The 18,522-nt window shown below is 68.9% G+C and carries 14 protein-coding genes; 9 read left to right on the top strand and 5 right to left on the bottom strand.

The features are described 5' to 3' along the window. The first annotated feature begins 201 nt into the window (after window positions 1–201). The 5 genes from KME78_RS19360 (at window position 202) to KME78_RS19340 (ending at window position 5,467) form a co-directional block, all read left to right on the top strand. Window positions 202–963, top strand: coding sequence for an MIP/aquaporin family protein (locus KME78_RS19360; protein WP_219530499.1), 762 nt, complete (start codon window positions 202–204; stop codon window positions 961–963). Continuing rightward, on the top strand, window positions 960–1,958 hold the full coding sequence (gene dhaK / locus KME78_RS19355; RefSeq protein ID WP_219530498.1) for a dihydroxyacetone kinase subunit DhaK: 999 nt from the start codon (window positions 960–962) through the stop codon (window positions 1,956–1,958). The genes KME78_RS19360 and dhaK overlap by 4 nt, the downstream gene beginning before the upstream one ends. Window positions 1,959–2,085: 127 nt before the next feature. Next, window positions 2,086–2,712, top strand: coding sequence for a dihydroxyacetone kinase subunit DhaL (gene dhaL, locus KME78_RS19350; RefSeq protein WP_219530497.1), 627 nt, complete (start codon window positions 2,086–2,088; stop codon window positions 2,710–2,712). After that, window positions 2,709–4,394: a putative PEP-binding protein gene (locus tag KME78_RS67195; RefSeq protein WP_219530496.1), complete on the top strand. Its 1,686-nt coding sequence runs from the start codon at window positions 2,709–2,711 to the stop codon at window positions 4,392–4,394. The genes dhaL and KME78_RS67195 overlap by 4 nt, the downstream gene beginning before the upstream one ends. Window positions 4,395–4,654: 260 nt before the next feature. Further along, window positions 4,655–5,467, top strand: a complete 813-nt coding sequence (locus KME78_RS19340; protein ID WP_219530495.1) for a DAK2 domain-containing protein — start codon at window positions 4,655–4,657, stop codon at window positions 5,465–5,467. A gap of 131 nt (window positions 5,468–5,598) precedes the next feature. On the opposite strand, the gene KME78_RS19335 is transcribed toward KME78_RS19340, so the two are convergent. Next, window positions 5,599–6,234: a TetR/AcrR family transcriptional regulator gene (locus KME78_RS19335; protein WP_219530494.1), complete on the bottom strand. Its 636-nt coding sequence runs from the start codon at window positions 6,232–6,234 to the stop codon at window positions 5,599–5,601. A 61-nt stretch (window positions 6,235–6,295) separates the two neighbouring features. Between KME78_RS19335 and KME78_RS19330 the strand changes: the two genes are divergently transcribed. After that, window positions 6,296–7,174, top strand: coding sequence for a ketopantoate reductase family protein (locus KME78_RS19330; protein ID WP_219530493.1), 879 nt, complete (start codon window positions 6,296–6,298; stop codon window positions 7,172–7,174). Window positions 7,175–7,396: 222 nt separating this feature from the next. Continuing rightward, window positions 7,397–7,726 carry a hypothetical protein gene (locus tag KME78_RS19325; RefSeq protein ID WP_219530492.1) on the top strand — a complete coding sequence of 110 codons (330 nt, stop codon included), beginning with the start codon at window positions 7,397–7,399 and terminating at the stop codon, window positions 7,724–7,726. A gap of 122 nt (window positions 7,727–7,848) precedes the next feature. Here KME78_RS19325 and KME78_RS19320 read toward each other — a convergent pair whose 3' ends face one another. From KME78_RS19320 to KME78_RS19305, 4 genes are all read right to left on the bottom strand, one after another. Next, a complete protein-coding gene (locus KME78_RS19320) occupies window positions 7,849–8,076 on the bottom strand; it encodes a hypothetical protein (RefSeq protein WP_219530491.1) in 228 nt (75 codons plus the stop codon). A gap of 45 nt (window positions 8,077–8,121) precedes the next feature. Continuing rightward, window positions 8,122–9,906, bottom strand: coding sequence for a tannase/feruloyl esterase family alpha/beta hydrolase (locus KME78_RS19315; RefSeq protein ID WP_219530490.1), 1,785 nt, complete (start codon window positions 9,904–9,906; stop codon window positions 8,122–8,124). Between the two features lie 467 nt (window positions 9,907–10,373). Then, complete coding sequence (locus tag KME78_RS66205; protein ID WP_219530489.1) at window positions 10,374–14,459, bottom strand: DddA-like double-stranded DNA deaminase toxin; 4,086 nt, start codon at window positions 14,457–14,459, stop codon at window positions 10,374–10,376. A 91-nt stretch (window positions 14,460–14,550) separates the two neighbouring features. Beyond that, window positions 14,551–16,917: a S1 family peptidase gene (locus KME78_RS19305; RefSeq protein WP_219530488.1), complete on the bottom strand. Its 2,367-nt coding sequence runs from the start codon at window positions 16,915–16,917 to the stop codon at window positions 14,551–14,553. 104 nt (window positions 16,918–17,021) lie between these two features. Between KME78_RS19305 and KME78_RS19300 the strand changes: the two genes are divergently transcribed. Both KME78_RS19300 and KME78_RS19295 read left to right on the top strand, forming a co-directional pair. Then, entirely contained in the window at window positions 17,022–17,210 is a 189-nt protein-coding gene (locus KME78_RS19300) for a hypothetical protein (protein WP_219530487.1), read from the top strand. Window positions 17,211–17,644: 434 nt separating this feature from the next. Then, entirely contained in the window at window positions 17,645–18,514 is an 870-nt protein-coding gene (locus KME78_RS19295; RefSeq protein ID WP_219530486.1) for a helix-turn-helix transcriptional regulator, read from the top strand. Window positions 18,515–18,522 lie beyond the last annotated feature (8 nt).

Genomic DNA, 18,522 nt, shown 5'->3' with positions numbered 1-18,522 from the left:
TTGACAGGCATGAAACGTGGGCTTAACTTCCGAAACAACGTTCATCAATGATGAACGGCTGCCGGAGGGTGGATCGTCCGGTTCCCACATGGCCGCCGGATTCCGCCCGAGCAGGACGACCCGGCGACCCCTCCCTTCACTGCCCGCCCCACACGGAGGAGGTGAAGCGCCCGTGCCGGCGTCGGCACCGGGCGCCGTCAGATGGAAGAGAACTCCTACCCACAAAAGCTCCTCGCCGAGACGCTGGGCACTGCCGTGCTGGTGTTCATAGGCGTCGGGTCCGTCCCCGCGGCCGCGATCATCGGCGGCGACGCCCCGTTCACGATGGCGCAACTGGGCATGATTTCGCTCGCGTTCGCCACCGCGGTCATCGCGATGGTCTATGCCATCGGCCATGTCTCCGGCTGCCACATCAACCCGGCCATCACGCTGGCGCTGGCGGCCACGCGGAACATGCCCTGGCGGGATGTTCCCGGCTACATCGCGGCTCAGGTCGTCGGGGCCGTGCTCGGTTCACTCGCGATCGTGGGGGTGCTGGGGCACAAAGCGGTCGACGTGGGCCTTGGCATCGCCGCCTACGGTGGGGGAGTCGGGGCCGGTCAGGCCTTCTTCGCCGAAGCGGTGGGGACGTTCATCCTTGCCCTGGTCGTCTTCGGCGCTGTTGACCGTCGCGCGGCCGGTGGCTTCGCGGGCCTGGCCATCGGTCTCGGCGTGTTCGCCATCATCATTCCGGTGGCCCCTGCCACCGGGGCCTCCATCAACCCGGCCAGGACGCTCGGCCCGATGATCACCGGCGAGCTGTTCGGCGGCACGGTCGACTGGGCGCAGTTGCCCGTCTATCTGGTCGCCGAGGTGGTGGGTGCTGTTGCGGTCGGCGTCGTCTACACCGCTCTCAAGGCCCGTCCCGTAGCAGCCGCGACCCCGGCGGCCGCACCTGTCGTTTCCGAAGGAGTGCCGTCGTGAAGAAACTCATCAACACGCCCGAGTCCGTTCTCGACGACGCTCTGGCCGGAATCGCGGCCGCACACCCCGAGCTGGCCGTCGATGTCGAAGGCAGGGTGATCGCTCGAGCGGGCGGCCCGAGACCGGGCAAGGTCGCCGTCATCTCCGGCGGCGGCTCGGGACATGAGCCCCTGCACGGCGGTTTCGTCGGACCGGGCATGCTGAACGCCGCATGTCCTGGGGAGGTGTTCACCTCACCCGTGCCGGACCAGATGCTCTCCGCGGCCAAGGCCGTCGACAGCGGCGCCGGGGTGCTGTTCATCGTGAAGAACTACACCGGTGACCGCCTCAACTTCCAGATGGCAGCGGAACTCGCCGAGGACGAAGACATCACGGTGGAGACCGTCCTGGTCGACGACGATGTCGCGGTGCGGGACTCCACGTGGACCGCGGGCCGACGCGGCACGGGGGCCACGGTCTTTGTCGAGAAGATCGTCGGTGCTCTGGCCGAACAGGGCGCTGATCTCACGACTGTGGCGGAGATGGCCAAGCGGGTGAACGCCGCGTCGCGATCGTTCGCCGTGGCGCTGACCGCCTGCACCGCTCCCGCCGCCGGAAAGCCCGGCTTCGACCTGCCGGACGACGAGATAGAAGTCGGCGTCGGCATCCACGGCGAACCTGGCCGTAGCCGCGAGAAAATCCGCTCCGCCAAGGACATCGTCGCCAGCTGCATGGACGCTCTCCTCGACGACCAGCCTCTGGCCGCCGGTGAGGAGACCATCGTCATGGTCAACGGTCTGGGCGCGACCCCGCTCATCGAGTTGTACGTGGTGTTCAACGAGGTGGCAGCCGTACTCGCCGCGAAGGACGTGACCATCGCCCGCAGCCTGGTGGGCAACTATGTCACCAGTCTGGACATGGCGGGTGTCTCCATCACGGTGTGCAGGGCGGATGCCGACATGCTGTCTCTGTGGGACGCGCCCGTGAACACCTCAGCCCTACGCTGGGGGGCTTGAACCGGGTCGGGGGCGGGGCCACGCATGAGGCGCGACCCGGGGGAGGCAGCCGTCGTGAACCGCGCCCCGCCTCCGACCCTTCCAGCCACCGACCCCGTACGCACCGATCATTGAACGGAGACTCCCCATGGATATCGACCTCGCCCGTGCGTGGGTGCAGGCCATCGCCGTTGCCGTGGGCCGGCACAAGGATCACCTCACCCAGCTCGACTCGGCGATCGGCGACGCCGACCACGGGACCAACCTGGATCGCGGCTTCACCGCCGCTGCCGCCGCCGTATCGGACCTCACCCCCGACACGGTCGGAGCCGTCCTCACCAAGACCGGCACCACCCTCATCTCCAGCATCGGGGGTGCCTCGGGACCGCTGTACGGGGGCGCGTTCCGCGCACTGGGCAAGGCCCTGGACACCTCTCTCGCCGACCCGCTCGCGTTCGCTGAGGCACTCGCCGCCGGCCTGGCAAGCATCCAGAAGCTGGGAACGGCCGCACCCGGCGACAAGACGATGATCGACGCCTACGCACCCGCCCTGGCCGCCTTCGAGGAGCAGGCTCGCCAAGGAACCGACTTCGCCGGCGCAGCCGCGGCCGCCGCCGACGCCGCCGAAGAGGGCATGCGCGCCACCACTCCCTTGCAGGCCCGCAAGGGCCGCGCCTCCTACCTCGGGGCACGCAGCATCGGCCACCAGGACCCGGGGGCCACCTCGACTGCCCTGATCTTCCGTGCCCTCGCCGACACGACGGCGAAGCCGTGACCGACCGCCGCACCTACACAGGGCATCAAGCGGCTCCCGGTATCGGCCTGGGATTCCTGCATCGCACCGACCGCCCCGTGCTGGAGGCTCTGCCCAGTCAGCCGGACGACGCCCCCGACCGGCAGATCACCGATGCCTTCGACGCGGTGGCGGACGGCCTTCTGGCACTGTCGGCCTCGCTGCGGGAGCAAGGCAAGCGCGATGAAGCCGACATCATGGAAGTCAATGCCTACATCGCGCAGGACGGCGATCTGCGCAAGCAGGCCATCGCTCGCGCTCAACACGGTGCACCCGTCTCGATCGCGATCCACCAGTCCGTCGAGACCTACGCCCGCACCATCGCCGAGCTGGACGACCCCACCCTCGCGGAACGCGCCGCCGACGTGCGGCAGGTCGGCCGACGCGTGTTGGCCCACCTTCACGGAGACACCGGTCCCGCGCCCGACCAGCCCCTCATCCTGGTCGCCCACGAAATCGGCGCAGCCGACCTGCTGGAACCCGGACGGACTGTCATGGGCGCCGTCTCCGTCACCGGCGGGCCCAATTCCCACGCCGCTATCGTGGCCCGCGCGCAGAACATCCCGTTCCTGCTCGCCGTCGATGCCGATCTGCTCGACCAGGCCGACGGTCAGGAGATTCTCCTGGACGGCGAACAGGAGCAGGTCGTCGTCCACCCCGTGGAGGGAGAACGTGCCAGTGCCCTGGCGGCAATGAACAGCGCGCGGATCCGCCGCGAGGCTCTGGCGGCCGAACGCGATCTGCCCGCTGAGACCTTGGACCGTCACGGTGTCGGTCTGCAGGCGAACGTGGCTACCGCGGCCGACGCCCGCGCGGCCGTGTCGGCGGGAGCCGACGGCATCGGCCTGCTCCGCACCGAGCTGCCCTTCCTGAGTCATTCGGCCTGGCCCACCCAAGAACAGCACACGGCTGTCCTGGTTCCCGTCATGCGCGCGCTGGTCGGCCGGACCGTGACGGCCCGGACGCTCGACTTCGCCGACGACAAGCTCCCGCCCTTCCTGCTGCCGGGCGCTGAGCACGGACGCATCGGCCGCGGCCTACCGCTCATGCTCGCCCAACCCGATGCCTTCGCCGATCAACTTCGCAGCCTGCTGCGCGCCGGAGCAGAGACGGACCTGCGCATCATGATTCCCATGGTCGCCGACCTGCAGGAGCTGCGAGCCTGCCGCCGGCTTCTGCACCGGGCCGCCGACGACACAGGTGTCGCCGCCCCGCCCCTGGGCATCATGGTGGAACTGTCCGAAGCCGTGGCCGCAGCCGACGACCTCGCTCGCGAGGCCGACTTCTTCTCCATCGGCAGCAATGACCTCACCTGCCAGATCCTGCGTCTGGACCGTCGCAGCCCCGACGCCACACCGGCGATGGCCGCCCATCCCGCCGTTCTGAACGCGATCGCCACTACCGTGGCAGCCGCTCACCGGCACGGTAAGCGGGTCTCGGTATGCGGGGACGCCGCCGCTCACCCCCTTGTTGTTCCTCTTCTCCTCGGCCTCGGCTGCGACAGCCTTTCCGTCGCGCCCTCTGCCCTTGACGAGGTGCGGGCCCGCATACGCCGTCTCAGCTCCGCCGCCTGCAGCGAGCTGGTCGGCAACGCCCTCAGCCGCGAAACGGCGCTGGACGTCTGGCAACTCGTACGGGATCAGTGCATGCCCTCACTGCCCTGACCCTCCCTTGCCCGGCGCCCACTGCGGCCTCCATGCCCCACCGCCTGAAGGTCACTGATCCATCAACCCTCGTTTGCCGACGGAGCTTTCCTCGATGACGTACTTCCTCCCGCGAACCGACACGGTTCTGCGCGCCGCACGCGGTCTCGCCCTGGCTCATCCCGGCCTGATCGAAGTGAACAGCAACCCTGTGTACCTGCGGGCCCGCACCAGCAACCCCAACCGCACCGTCGCGTTGGTCTCAGGAGGCGGCTCTGGACATGGCCGGCTTCTCCATCACCCTCACCCAGATGAAGGCGGAGTGGGCCGACTTGTGGACGGCACCCACCGACACGCCGCTTCTCCTTCCTTCCCGCACCCTGGCCCCGGACACCGCGACAACCGTCGTTGCCGAACCCGCCGCCACCCAAGTACACGTGAGTGCTGCCCCGGCCAGCCGAGCCGTTCTCGACCGCTATGCGATGATCGTCTCCCAGGTCCGTGACAACCTCACCGCCCTCGACCAGCTCGTCGGCGACGGCGACTTCGGCGACAACCTTGCCGGCGGCGTGCGCCGGGCGGTCAGGCTGAACGAATCGGGGACCGACGGCGTGGCTGCCTTGGCCCGGGCCTTCCTCAACGACGTCGGCGGCACCAGCGGTCCGCTCTTCGGGCTCCTCTTCCAGCATCTGGCCACCGTGTCCTGGTCCGACGACCAAGCGCCTGACGCGCTGGCCGTCGCCGACGCAGCCAAATCGAGCCTCGCCGCCATCCACCGAGCCGGCGGAGCCGAGGTCGGCGACTGCACCCTCGTGGACGCACTCGCTCCCGCCATCGATGCGTTGGCCGCGGCCGCCCGCGATGCCGCCGGCAGTCCTTTCACCGCTGCCGCCGAGGCTGCCATCCAGGGCGCCCTGAGCACCGCGTCCCTCACCCCCCGGCGGGGCCGCGCCAGCTACGTGGGAGAGCACGCCATCGGCGTCCCCGACCCCGGAGCTTTCGGCGTGGCGCTGCTGTTCACCGCGCTCTCCAGCGTCTACGAACCGGCCACCGCCACGGGCCTACCCGACCCCCAGCACATCACCTCGCGCTGACCCGAACCGGCGGGTCGCCAGGCTCCGGGCCGAGGGGCACGACATCACGGACGAGGACGTCGCCCGGCTCTCCCCGCGACCCGAACGTGCCTGAGGACTGCGACGAGGGCGGTGAGTGAGCCGCCCCAGGCTTACCGCCGGGCCCGGGTCGGTGGCGCGCTCATCGCTGCCGTCAGGAACGTGATTGCCCAGCGCCGGGCCTCCTCGCCTGCCATCGCCGGCGGGCAGGCAGGGGAGGGCCGGTTGTGGACCTCGACGCGGTCCACGGCCGTCACGGCGAGGATCCCCCGCATCCGGAACCACAGCTCCTGTGGGGCAAGGCCGGGCAGTGCGCGCCCGAAAGCCGCCAGGTAGCGCTCGCGGACCGTGTCCTCGTCCGGGCCGGTCCAGCTACGCGCCTCCTCGGCCGGGTCGCTGAGGATCGTCATGATCAGCCGGGACGTCCGGGCTCCGCTCTCATTGCCTCCGGGCATCTCGTCGAAGAGCGGCCCTGCGAATGCTTCCACCAGTTCGGCGACCGGCGGGTCCGGGGTCCGGGCGAGCAGTTTGTCGAGCCCGGCGTACTGGGCGGCGGTGATGGGCCCGATCACGCGGCGGGCGACCGCGGCCAGGAGCTCCGCCTTCGAGCCGAAGTGATAGCCGACGGCGGCCAGGTTCGCTCCGGCGAGGTCGGTGATCGCGCGGACCGAGGTGCCGCGGTAGCCGTGCTCGGCGAAGAGGTGTTCGGCCGCGTCGAGGATCTTGGTCCGGGTATCGGGTAGCGCCATGTGCCATACTATACAGACGTTCGATTAAAACGAACGTTTGACTCACGCGAGAGAGGTTGTCATGAAACTGCTCGTGTACGGCGCCGGGGTCTGCGGCAGCCTGTTCTCCGCCCGCCTGCATGAGGCCGGGCTCGACGTCTCGCTCCTCGCCCGGGGCGAGCGCCTGGCTTCCCTGCGCCGGCACGGTGTGCAGCTCGCCGAGGAAGACAGCCCGGCCGTCAGGCGGGTACCAGTGCCGGTGGTCGAGCACCCGGCCGACGGGTACGACCTGACCGCCGTCCTCGTCCGCACCCATCAAGTTGACGCGGTGCTGGCGTCGCTCGCCGACCTCGAAGGCGACGTGCTGTTCTTGCACAACTGGGCGGCCGGCGCGGAGCCGCTGGGCGCGGCGATCGGCCACGAGCGAGTACTGCTCGGCTTCCCCCCGGCACAGGCCGGCGGCACGATGGACGGCGACGTGGTCCGCTACCGCGCGACCAACTTCATGACCGGCCGGGTCCCGATGCCGATCGGCGAACCCGACGGCCGAACCACCCCGCGACTGGAACGGATCGTCCGGGAGTTCCGCACCGCCGGGATCAACGCCAAGGCCGAGCCGCGGATGGACGCCTGGCTCAAGACACACGCCGCGTTCGCGCTGCCACTCGGGCAGGCGGTGCACGCGGCGGGCGGCCCGGTAGCGCTGGCCGGCGATCCCGACGCGGTCCGCGGCATGCTCCACCTCATGCGGCAGTACCTGGCCGCCATGCCGACGCCGCCAGTTCCCCACGCGTTCGCTGCACTGCGGACCCTGCCGGAAGGGCTGCTCGTGACCCTGCTGAGGCGCTTCCTGCGCAGCCCGACGGCCGTACACAGCGGGCTCAGCGACGTCTCCCCTGCGACGGCGGCCGAACTCGGGCGGCTGGCCGAACAGATGCGTGCCCATGCGAAGGTCCGGTAGGCCATCGGCGGCTGTGACTCCTCGGCCGCACTTAGCGGAAACCTTGCGTCTGGAGTTCCTCCTCATCGAGGCCCTGCACGACGAAGCGGAGTGGCTGCACGCGCGGTCTCACCCGGTTCCAGCCGGGTCAAAGTCACAGGCGCCAGTAACCACCGCCTCCTGCACCTGGGCCGCGAACTTTCCCTGGAAGGTGTTGCAAAGGATGAGGTCTACGGTGCCTGAGTGGCTCCTGTGGATGTCTCGTCCGAGGCCGTCTCCGACGCGTACCGAGGTCAGTGGGATCTGTACTGGACCTCTCGCGGCACTGTGATCCCGCGTGGGTTCCTGCCGTTGCTGGATGAGTGGCAGGACATCGACGCGCGTGAGCGCCGGTTGAGCATCGAGAGCCAGACGCCGATCCTGATCGACCCGCGAAGCAGGATCGGCCCGCGGCTGGCCGCCTTCTTCCGCCGATCCCGCTTCGCCCGGCTGGCGACCGGGCAGGTAAGGCACGATGCCGAGCCGGGCAGCCATAAGCGCGAGGTTCGCGGCCCGGTCCCTCAAGCGCGGTGAGCACCAGGAGATGGTCGGCGTTCCCCGGCAACGGCAGCCGTGGCGCCGATCACCTCGTCGGGGATGTAGCGGCCGGCGGGGCTGTGCTCGTCTTTGACGCTGCGGGCGCGCTGGTAGCCCTCTCAGGTGATGCCGCCCAGCCGCCAGGATTCCTCCAGGACGCGGCGCAGGGCGCTCAGATGCTTGTCGACGTAACTACCGAAATACGGCAGAAACGGGCCGCGCGGTGGTTGCTGGTCAGCGTCGTTGGCGTTGGGCGGCGCGGGAGTGGTCAGGTGCCGAGCGGCGTGTGTTGTCGGGCGGCTGTGATGCGGCGCGGTGGAGCGGGAGCGGGGCGGTGATGGGACCAAGTGGCCCTGGCCGCGGTTGGGGAGTAGGACGCCAAGCCGCCCGAGCTAGCTCGGCCGTGGTGCCAGGGTGCAGGACCAGCGGCCGTCGTGCCAGCCGCAGGTCTGCTCGTAGCCGGAGCGGAACGACCCGAGCCAGGGGATGTCGTCCTCATAGCGCGTGGGCGGCGGTGTCGGTGCGAAGTTCGCCGCGTCGTCGATGCTGCCGTTCCCGTCGTAGCGTGCGACGGTCGGATAGGGGTAGACCGGCCGGGTCCGTACGACGGTGTCGTCCTGGCGCTTGGTGGCGATGAGCCGGTCGGGTGCGACGCCGTTCTCGACCCAGGCGACGGTGGGGGTGAGCGCGTCGATCGCGTCCGGTCCCTGACCGTCTCCGCAGTGGGCGACGCCCGGCAGCATGAACAGGCGGGCGAACTGCTGCGTGGCGTCCGTCCCGCCCATGCGCTCGGTGAGGGCGTGGTAGTAGGCGATCGTTCCGTACGGCGAGATTGCCTGGTCTGCCCAGCCGTGCCAGAGGAGGAGTTTCCCGCCCGCGGCGCGGAAGGCCGTCAGGTCGGGGTTGCTCGCGTCGTAGATGCCGGCCTGCCGGTGGATATCGCGGAACGTCGCCGAGTCGTAGTGCAGGTTGTGCAGTGTCGCCGTCGGCCGGGCGGACGGGTAGGCGAGGTACTTCAGCGCGTTCGTCCCGTTGCCCTCGGCGACGGCCGGGGCGCCGGTGGCGGTCGGGGTGACCCAGCGGGCCCAGTTCGCTTCCGAGCCCACGGGCTCGCCCCCCGGGTACATCCGCCGGCCCCGCTCGTCGCGTGGCCCGTCGTACAGCTTGCGTACGGCATCGACCTGCGCGTCGGTGAGGCAGTCCGCGCTGTCGGATCCTGTCGCGCAGCGCAGGCTCCGAGGATCGAACGTGCAGGCACGCGGGTCGTCGATCTGGCCGTCGGCCAGGCCGTCTCGTGCGTCGCACTCGCGCATAACGGCGGCGTGCAGCGCGGGAAGCTTGGCAGCGGTCATGATGGGCCGGCCCCGCGCGTCGGTGTTGGCCGTGGCGTGCCAGCCCGTGGACCACACGATGAGCGAGGTGAGCAACGACGCCGGGGCGCCGGCGACGATGCCGTCGAAGTCACGCGGGTAGCGCTGCGCCTCGGTCATCCCCTCGTGGCCGCCCTGCGAGCAGCCGTCGAAGTAGGAGTAGCGCGGGCCTTGCCCGTAGTAGAGCGCGATGAGCCGCTTGGCGACGAGCGCGACGACGTGGTCGGACCGGTAGCCGAAGTCGACCCGGAGTTGCGGATCGGCACCGAACGTGCCGTCGAAGCCGGAAACGCCGACGTGCCCCCCGTTGCCGGTGGCTATGGCGAAGTCGCCGCGGGTCAGCGGCACGCACCCATCCGTCGCGTCGGCGAAGATGTCGACGCTCCCGCAGAACGCCCCGCACCCGGTCTGCAGATACCGCTGCCGCCACGTCGTGGTCGGGAGGAGCACGTCGAACTGGATCTGCGGCGCCGCGGTTCCCTTGACTTCGCAGGCCGCCCAGCCGACCGGCGAGATCGTCTCGGTCGCGGACCCGATGACCGCCGGAGCGCCGGGCGTCCCCGACAGGTCCTGCCCGGCGAGGGCCGCGCAGTCCATCCTCGGCAGCACCACGGGAGGGCCGGAGGACGAATCGCGCGCCTCGGCGGGCACCCCGGCCACGGCCGTACGGGACGCGGCCTGGCCACCGCCGGCCATCACGAAGACGGCGAGGACAGCGAGCACAACCGGTAGCGCCCGGACTCCAACGGTACGGGCGGCGCGGCCCGGCATCCGGCCCCGTACACAAGCGAGCAGTTCTTGCGTCATCGCCATACTTGATCATGACGGAAGGCGGGGATCGGCGTAAAGGCTTTTGGGCCCGCTTCAGGTTGAGTTCGGTCGACCCGCATTATCCGCGCGCGGTTTGATCATGCCAAAGAGATAACCGCAATCGTCTTACTCCGCTATCTGGCGGCTGGGGACGCTGGTGGTAGGTAAGCCGGTCCCTTGCCGCGCCGCCAGGCACGACATTGCGGTTGTATCCGATGAAGAATTCGCGCATCGGATACGAAGGGTTTCGGCGCAGGGCCGTGACACGGCGTCCGAGACCGAATCAGCATCGGCGGCTGTGTCATGACGTTGACCTGGCACGATGCGCTACGCCTGACAGGACGGTATGGAGATTCTGTCGGCGTCGGCCCGTACAAAGGTGCCGCCGTAGGGTGAAGGCGCGGCGTCTCTCGACGACCGCGCCTTCACCTGGGCCGAATGCCGGCCACACGCGGCCGACGGGTTCAGTCCAGCCAGCGGCCGACGCCGCGTACGGTGACCTCAAGCAGTTCCGCCGGATTGTCCGGGTCGGGGTAGTAGATGATCATGGTCGTGCCTGCCGGGAGCAGCAGTTTGATGGCCTGGATACACCCTGCCACGACCTGTCGCTCCGCATCGGGTCCTGTGCCCTTGATCGGCACCGCGTCGCAGACGCCGCCACGGTTGTTCATGACAAGCCGGAGCGTGTTGTCGCGGAGCGCCACTTCCCGTGTGGCGACGCGAAGAGCGAGCTGCGTCTCGAGGTGCCACGCCGGGGGCGCCATGGGCACCCCGAACGTCTGCCTGTACAGCAGCGCGAGGCGGTCTTCGAGGGCCGCCAGGTCGTCGTGCAGGCCACTCTCGACCGTGTATTTCGCCCATGCGTCGAGGTTGTCGATCGGTGGCAGATTCGCGATCGGCAGTCCGTTCGCGTCGAGCACCCGTCCGGACGCGTCGACCAGATAGCCCTGGTTGTTCTCGGGCTTGATCGACTCGCTCAGGTTCCTGAGCTGTTCCGCGGCATCCTCGTAGGGGCATTGCCCGCCCTGAACGCATTCGATCGGAAGAATGCGCAGCAGTGATGTCGCGAGATCGCTCTCATAGATGGCCCAGATGATGGTCCGGTCAGCCTGGTGATGCATCAGGTACATCGGCCCCCAGATCGAGTTGTATTCGGCGAACCGGAGTTCTTCTGGGACGAGCGAATCGACGAAGGTTCCCCTCCACTCCTTCGAGTATTTGTTCCAGTCGGGGTCTTCGCTCAGGTCCAGCGCTCCGCTGATGCAATCCGAGAACGCCTGCCCCGCGTCCAGGATGTTTCCCTTGAGGGCGCCCCTGCAGTCATTGACCAGCGAATACTGGGAGCCGGCGTTGATCAGGTCCAGTGCGAACAGGCTCATGTACTCCTCGGCGAGACGATGGGTATCGCTCTCCCGGTCGGCGATCCCCCTCGCCGCGAAGGTGAAAAGCGGGCTCATGACGAGGGACATGCAGGCGTCCTGAGCCTTGCCGACGAACTGGCTCCTGCAGTGCTCGATTCGGTCCTTGGCGTAGCCGTCCGGGTCGTGAAGAGGCCCCTTGGGATCGTTGAGAATCTTCTCCGCGTAAGCGTCGCAGTCGTGGTACCCAGGCAGACCGTCCTCGGGCCCCCACTTGCAGTGTTCTTTCCACACGCTCTTGAGCTCGCGCAGACGGATCTCGGCATCCTCCCGATAGTCTTCGAATATCTGGGCAGCGATGAGAGCCGCGTTCGACGCGCTGTTGCCGGCCCGGATCTGCGCGGCGTACGCGGTGTCGTAGGCGGCGAAGGCGCTGGCCGCGTCCTGTGCCGCCGAGACGGCCGAGGCGCGGGCCCAACGAGCCGAGAGGGACGCCTTCCTGGCTGACTGCTGGGCCTGCTGGGTCGCGGCGGCGGCAGTGCGGACGGCCGCCGCGGCTCGTTCCGCGGACGTGGCGGCTGACTGTGCGGCGGCGAGGGCTTCCTTGGCGAACCCCTTCGCCTGGTCGGCTGCCTTGCCGGCGGCGTTCGCGTAACCGATGGCCTCCTCCGCCGCGCCGCGGGCCCGTGCCGCCGCCGCCTGCGCGGTGCGCGCGAAGTCGACGGCGCGCTGCGCGATCTGCGAGGTCTCGATCATCAAGGATGAGGCGATGTAGTTGTGCGTCGCGGTCGCGTAGTCGCGTTCGGCCGCACGGTGCCGTTCCACCTCCAAGAAGTTGACCTGCATGGCCGTCGTGCCGGCGAGAGCGACCTGGGCGCCGTTCCGCACCTCGGTGCCGTTCGATGCATCGCCGGCGATCGCGCCGACCTTCGCCCGAATGTCGATCGTGTGCGCGGTGTTGTACGTCGAGTCCAAAAACTCATCGAGGGCGTCCGGATCGTCCGAGCGCAGGGCGTTGTTCGCCGCTTTTTCGATCTCCGCGTTGCCGGCGCTGCGGGCATCGGCGAGGATCCGCCCGATCCGCTCTCGTAGTTCGGCGGCCCGCTCGGGGTAGGCCGGGTTTTCGAGAAACTCGACGACGTCTTGCCGCCCGCGGTCGAGGGCGCCCTGAGCGGCGGCTCTCATGGCCGGGGAGCCGGTGACCAGGAGTCCGGTCAGCGTTGTGCGGTCGTCCTGCTCCTCCGCGGCCGCGAGCCCACGCTTGACGAAATCGAGGACAAGAAGGTCCGCCTCCTCGCCGAGAGCGGACACGGCCGCCGAACTGGTCCACGTACCGGGCGAGGTCGCGAAGTATCGAGCCACTTGGCGCGCCTTGCTGACCGCCAGTGCCGGATCAGTCTGCGTATTCGCGGCCTCGGCGATCAGCGCGTCGATCTGCGGCGTGTGATACTGACGCATCGGCGCGCCGAAACTGCGAGCGTCCCCCAATTTGGCCTGGGCGGCTTCCGCACTGACGTGCCGGGCGAAGGACAGCTCGAGTTCGAACTCATCCCGCAGTCGTTCGGCGTCCGCCTCACGCGCCGATTTGTAGACGATTTGGGCCGTTTCGGCAGCCTGAATCGCGTCCTCCGCCGCACGGAAGGAATTGTTCGCGTGCTCTGTCGCCAGCTCGGCCGCGTTGACAGCAGAGCCTGCGTGCTCGGCCGCGCTCGCCGCCGCACTCGCCGCCGCCTCCGCGTACGACACCGCGCGCGTTGCGGCGTCTCGCGCCTTGCCGGCCGCGTCTTTGGCGATGTCCGCGTGACGCACCGTTTCCGCGGTGGCGCGCTTGGCCTCTTGCGCGCTTGCTCCCGCACGCGCGGCCGCCGCGAACGCGGCCTTGGCCTCGGCGCTCGCAGCCCCCGCATAGCGGCCGGCGGCCTCGGCCGCGCGCCCGGCCGCCTCGGTGTTGGCCCGCGCCGAATCGGCGGCGGCGACCGCGGCGAACGCCTGCTGGTTCACGGCGATGATCTGGTTGATGGGCGAGATCCAGGCGGAGATCTGCGGACCGATCTGTTGCATGACCCGGTTGTGATTCTCCGCCGCGGCGGCGGCATCCGCATTCAACTCTGCCGCCGATGCGGCCGCCCACGCCTCGTCGGACTTCGTATGCGCCCGCGCCGCCGCGGTCGCCGCGCGAGCGGCGGCCCCGGCCGAAGCGCGCGCCGCGTCCGCCGCTGCCCGCGCGGCCCGTACGGCGACACGGGACGCCGCCTCGGCGCGGTCGGCAGCCTGAGCCGCACGTAGTGCCTGCGCCTTGGCGACCGCCGACTCCTGCCCGGCCGCCGCGGCAAGGCGTTCCGCCTCCTGCGCGTCGTTCTTGGCCGCCAGGGCCTCGGCCTCGGCGCGGTCGGCCTGTGCGACCGCGGAGGTCGTCTCGAGTGCCGCACGCACAGTCGCCTCGGTGGCGCTCGTCCGAAGATCGTTCAAGGTCTGGTTCTCGTTGTCGCGAGCCTGGGCCACACCCCAGTCGATCTGAACAAAACGCTCCTGCATCTCCTGACTGCCGTCCTGAAGCGCCCGGTTCGCCGCGGCCTGCACCTGCGGGCCGCCTTCCGCCATCGCACGATTGACGACGGCCCGCAGGTCCATCCTGTACGGCACCCGCCATCCGGACTCGATGAACCGCCCCATGGCTTCACGGGTCCCGTTGCGCAGCACCAGGTTCGCGGCGGCCTTGACCTCCGGTCCGCCGGCGGCCTTCATCTGGTTCACGCTGGCGCGCAGATCGATCTCCCGAGCGGTCTCCCAGCCACCGTCGAGGAACTTCGTCACGGCAGCGGAGTCGTCCGAGGTCAGGGCGGCGTTGGCGGCGGCGGCCACCTCGGGGCCGCCACGAGTCTTGATACGGCCGACCTGTTCACGGTCGTCTTGCGCCGCGAGCCGGGGAAGCCTGCCGAGGAAGGCGCAGACCGCCGCTCTGTCTCCGAGCAGAGCCGCCTCCGCGGCCGGACGGACGTTCACGCCGCCCGTGACCCATGCGTCCAGAACCGTCTGGCGTTCACACGCCGGGGCGGCGGGTGGATCCGCCACCGTCGCCGCGGCCCGTGCCCCACCCATCGGGCTGCCCACGAGAAGCAACAAAAGCACGGTGCCGATGACACTTGCCTTCTGCCATGGACCTCTGCCGCGTAACGCGCGCATCACATTCATCGCCGTCACTCCCATAATTTCGGCCGATGCTTGAAAAATGAATCGGCAGAACGGCCGGCCGGCTCTCATATACCGGCCGGCCGTTCTGTCCTCAGTTGACGACCCGCAGTTCCAGCAGGGTCTCTCTGCAGTTGTCGGGGTAATCCGGGTGGCTCTCGTCGCACGTGACATCCGTACGTCCGAACTGCTCGCTCTCGTCCCGCTCGACGAGCTTGGTCCGCTCCACGCCGGACGACATGTTCACAACTTTCGCGTCCACGTCGTGGCCGGCCCCCGGTGAGCGGCCGTCGCCCTGGACCTCGTAGACGTTCGGGATCCGGAGCTTCACCATTCCCGTCGGTCCGAGCACCTTGAAACACACCGCCGTCACGCCGAGGTGCGGCTCGCCGACCTCGGTGTCTCCGTTCAACAAGCCCGGGAACACCTTGATCACGCCGACCCCGTTCTCCGCGGACACCGTGCACGAGACCCAGATGATCCCGCCGTTCCCGGAGATCAGTTCGAAGTTCTTCGCCTCGGCCTCGTCCGTACCCCAATCGGCCTGACCGGAGGTGCCCGCGAATTCGTGCCGGAAGTTCAAGGGATAGACGAATCTCTCCACGAGGGAATCCGGGCCGATGACGGGCGACACGGTGACCGGAACCACCCGTACAGGCGGAAGAGCCCGTCCCGCGAAATAGGTGATCCGGTCGCCTGGCCGGTAGAGGAACAGACTGCTCTGCCCGCCTGTGCTCCTGTAGTCGAAGGCGATGATGCGGTCCTTCGCCAGCTTCAGGTCATAACCACCGATGCCGGTCGAGCTGTGGAAGACCGCTGTGAACGCATTGCCCGCGCCGTGTTGCAGAATCCAGGCCGTCTGCCCGCCAGGACGGTAAAGCAGCAGGTGATCCAGCCTCCCCGACTGCTCGTAGTCGAAGGCGATGATCCGATCCGCCGTGCTCTTCAGGTCATAACCACCGATGCCGGCCGAACTGTGGAACACCGCTGTGAACGCATTGCCCGCGCCGTGCTGGAGAACCCAGGCCGTCTGCCCGCCAGGACGGTAGAGCACCAGGTGATCCTGCTTACCCGAACTCGTGTAGTCGAAGGCGATGATGCGGTCCCCGGCATCTTTCAGGTCGTAGCCACCGATCCCACCGTCGGCCGTGGCGAAGACCTGCGTGAACGTGGCGCCGCCGCTGCGCCGGAGAATGTGGGCCATCCCGGTCCCCGGCCGGTACAACAGCAGATGATCCAGCTTCCCCGAATGCTCGTAGTCGAAGGCGATGATCTGGTCCTCGGCGCTGTTCAGGTCATAGCCGCCGATGCCGGCCGAGCTGTGGAACACGGCTCTGAACGAATTGCCCGCGCCGTGCTCGAGAATCCAGGCCGTCTGCGCGCCCGGACGGTAAAGCAGCAGATGGTCCAGTTTCCCAGAACCCGTGTAATCGAAGGCGATGATGCGGTCCCGGCTGTCTTTCAGGTCGTAGCCACCGATACCGGAGGTCGAGGAATAGACCGGAGCGTAGGTGCCGTCCGTATTCCGCTTGACGATGAAGACGATCTCCGAGCCCGGACGGTAGAGCAGCAGATGATCAAGCTTGCCCGAATGCTCGTAGTCAAACGCCACCACCTGATCACGGTTGTCAGCCAGGTCATAACCACCGATCCCGCTCAGACTGGACCCGTACTGAGTGAAGGACGTGGTGGGCTCGATCGCGACCGGGCTGATCCAGCTCGCCAGGTCGTCCACCCGCACCGCGTCGCCGCCGCGCGCCCCGTCGTCGGCCGCACCGAGGCAGCCCCCCTGCCCTGCGCGGGAGCTGAGCCCGACGAGCTCCGGGCGGCTCCCGCTCGTGCGGAGCACCGGCGCGCCCGCGTCACCCTGGCAGGCGCTCACGTCGCTGCCGTTCGCTCCGGTCCAGTTGAACGAGCCTGCGGCCACGGCTCCGGCCACGACCGGCGCGGCATGCAGCCGGTTGGGCGCCCACTGATCAGCGGTCCGGCCATAGCCGGTGACCTGCAGCGCATCTCCCGTGGCAGGAACGGCGGAGCCGACCGCGACAGGCGTGATGCCGACGGCCCGCAATGACAGCTTGACCAGCACGACATCCCGGTCGCGGTGCGGGTGGATCCACTCCACGGGCAGCACCCGCCCGCCCGAACCGGACAGGTCCGTCCTGCCGACCGTCACCGTCGTCGCGATCTTCGGCGCCCCGCTCGTGAGGGACTGCCCCTGAGAGGCGAAACAACTGGCGGCAGTGAGCACCCACTGCGGGCTGACCAAGGCTCCGGTACAGCCGTGAGTCTCGCCCACGTTCACCTTCGCCACGAAGCCCCATGTGCCATCGGCCACCGGGCTTCCGCTTTTCACCGCTTGAGCCGGCGTCGCTCCTGCCCAGAGCAGCACCGAGGAGACAACCATCAATAACGAGACGGTTGCGATTTTTAATGACCGGATGATTCGTTGAAGGTTCACGGACTGATTGTGAGGATCACGCATTCTGCGAACCAGGGCGTTGGCCGGACATAAGGCGGACATATGTTCGCCGAAGTCACCTGCCGGCAACTCGCCGAGATAACGTGCGCCGGCTCACCACGTCGCCCGGTCACTGCGGCACAAACAGTGGCGATGCCGGTCCAGCCGAGCAGGCGGGCCAGGCCGGCGGCCAGGTGACGGAGGTCGGCGCCCCGCCGACGTCGGCGCGCTCCGTGATTTCGGATGCGGAACAGAACCCGAACGCCGATCTCTCGCTTTTCAGCGGCGATTGAACCCGGGCACGCAGCGAATTGTCATGTCTCATACGCGTACAGGTTTTCGCTCACCTCGGCATTCCCACCGCTCCGCCGTATCGCGGCCAACGCCATCGCGTTCAAGTGTGCTGTACGAGCGCCGTACCGGCCGCAGCGACCGTTCGACCGAATTCAGGACGTTGGCCGCTGGTTCGCCCCCAGTAAAGTCATCGATCGGGGCCGATGGCGCGCGGCCGGCCGGTCTTCTTGCCGGGCTGCATGGCACCGGTGGCTTCGCGGCGCTTGGCGCGATTCCCTCGGCCCACTTGGGCGGCGCCAGGAGCGCCTCCCACGCCGTCCGCGCGACACCGTGTTTGCCCGACTCCTCTTCCATGACCAGTTCGTCGTAGCCGCTGACACGCGTGGGCACGCCGTACAGACGAGGCCTGTTAATCACGACATAGCATGACCTGATGGGCATTTCCTGGCTCTCCACAAATGCGCGGCAGCGGCGCAGTTCCGAGATGCGCGCATTCCTCCGGTCGCGGCGAGCCCGGGTGACGCCCGCTGACGTGGGCATGCCGGCAGGCGAGGGCCGCCGTACGCCCGGGCTGCGGCGGGAGGAGGTGGCGGTGCTCGCCGGCGTAGGAGTGTCCTGGTACACCTGGCTCGAGCAGGGACGCGACATCAACGTCTCCGCCGACGTCCTGGACGCCATCGCCAGGGTGCTGCGCCTGGAGCCCGCCGAGCGCGAGCATCTCTACCTCCTGGCCGGCCTCAATCCGCCGCAGGCGGCGCCGTCCGAAAGCCGGGTCCCCGATGCCGTGCGGCGACTCCTGGAGGGCTGGCTGCCGCGGCCCGCGTACGTCATCGACCGGCACTGGAACGTCCTCGCGGTCAACCGCGCGGCGGAGATCGTGTTCCAGTGCAACGAGTACGACCACAACTGCCTGGTCAGCTTCTTCACCAACGCCCGCTACCGTGCGGCAGTCGTGGACTGGCACGACGCGGCGCGAGCGATGATCGGCCTGTTCCGGGCGGACGCCGCCCGCTACCCGGACGATCCCGAATTCGGCCGCCTGTCCGCGGACATGTGCGCCGCGAGCCCCGCCTTCGCCGAGATCTGGGCGGAGCTCCCCGTGGGCGGCCCCACTCACGGCACCAAGGCCCTGGAGATTCCCGGCCTGGGGACGCTGACCTTCGAGACCACCACCCTGCCGCTGCCCGAACTGCCCGGCCACCGCCTGTCGCTGCACACCCCCGCGCCCGGGACGGGAACGGAGGCCCTGCTGGAGCGCTTGGTGGTGGTGTCAGACCCAGGTTCAGCCAACACTGCCGCGTAGGCTCGCAC

This window comes from Nonomuraea guangzhouensis (assembly GCF_019396345.1).
Classification (GTDB): Bacteria; Actinomycetota; Actinomycetes; order Streptosporangiales; family Streptosporangiaceae; genus Nonomuraea; species Nonomuraea guangzhouensis.
The sequence above is the reverse complement of the archived record's forward strand: the minus strand, read 5'-3'. Positions and strand labels throughout refer to the sequence as shown.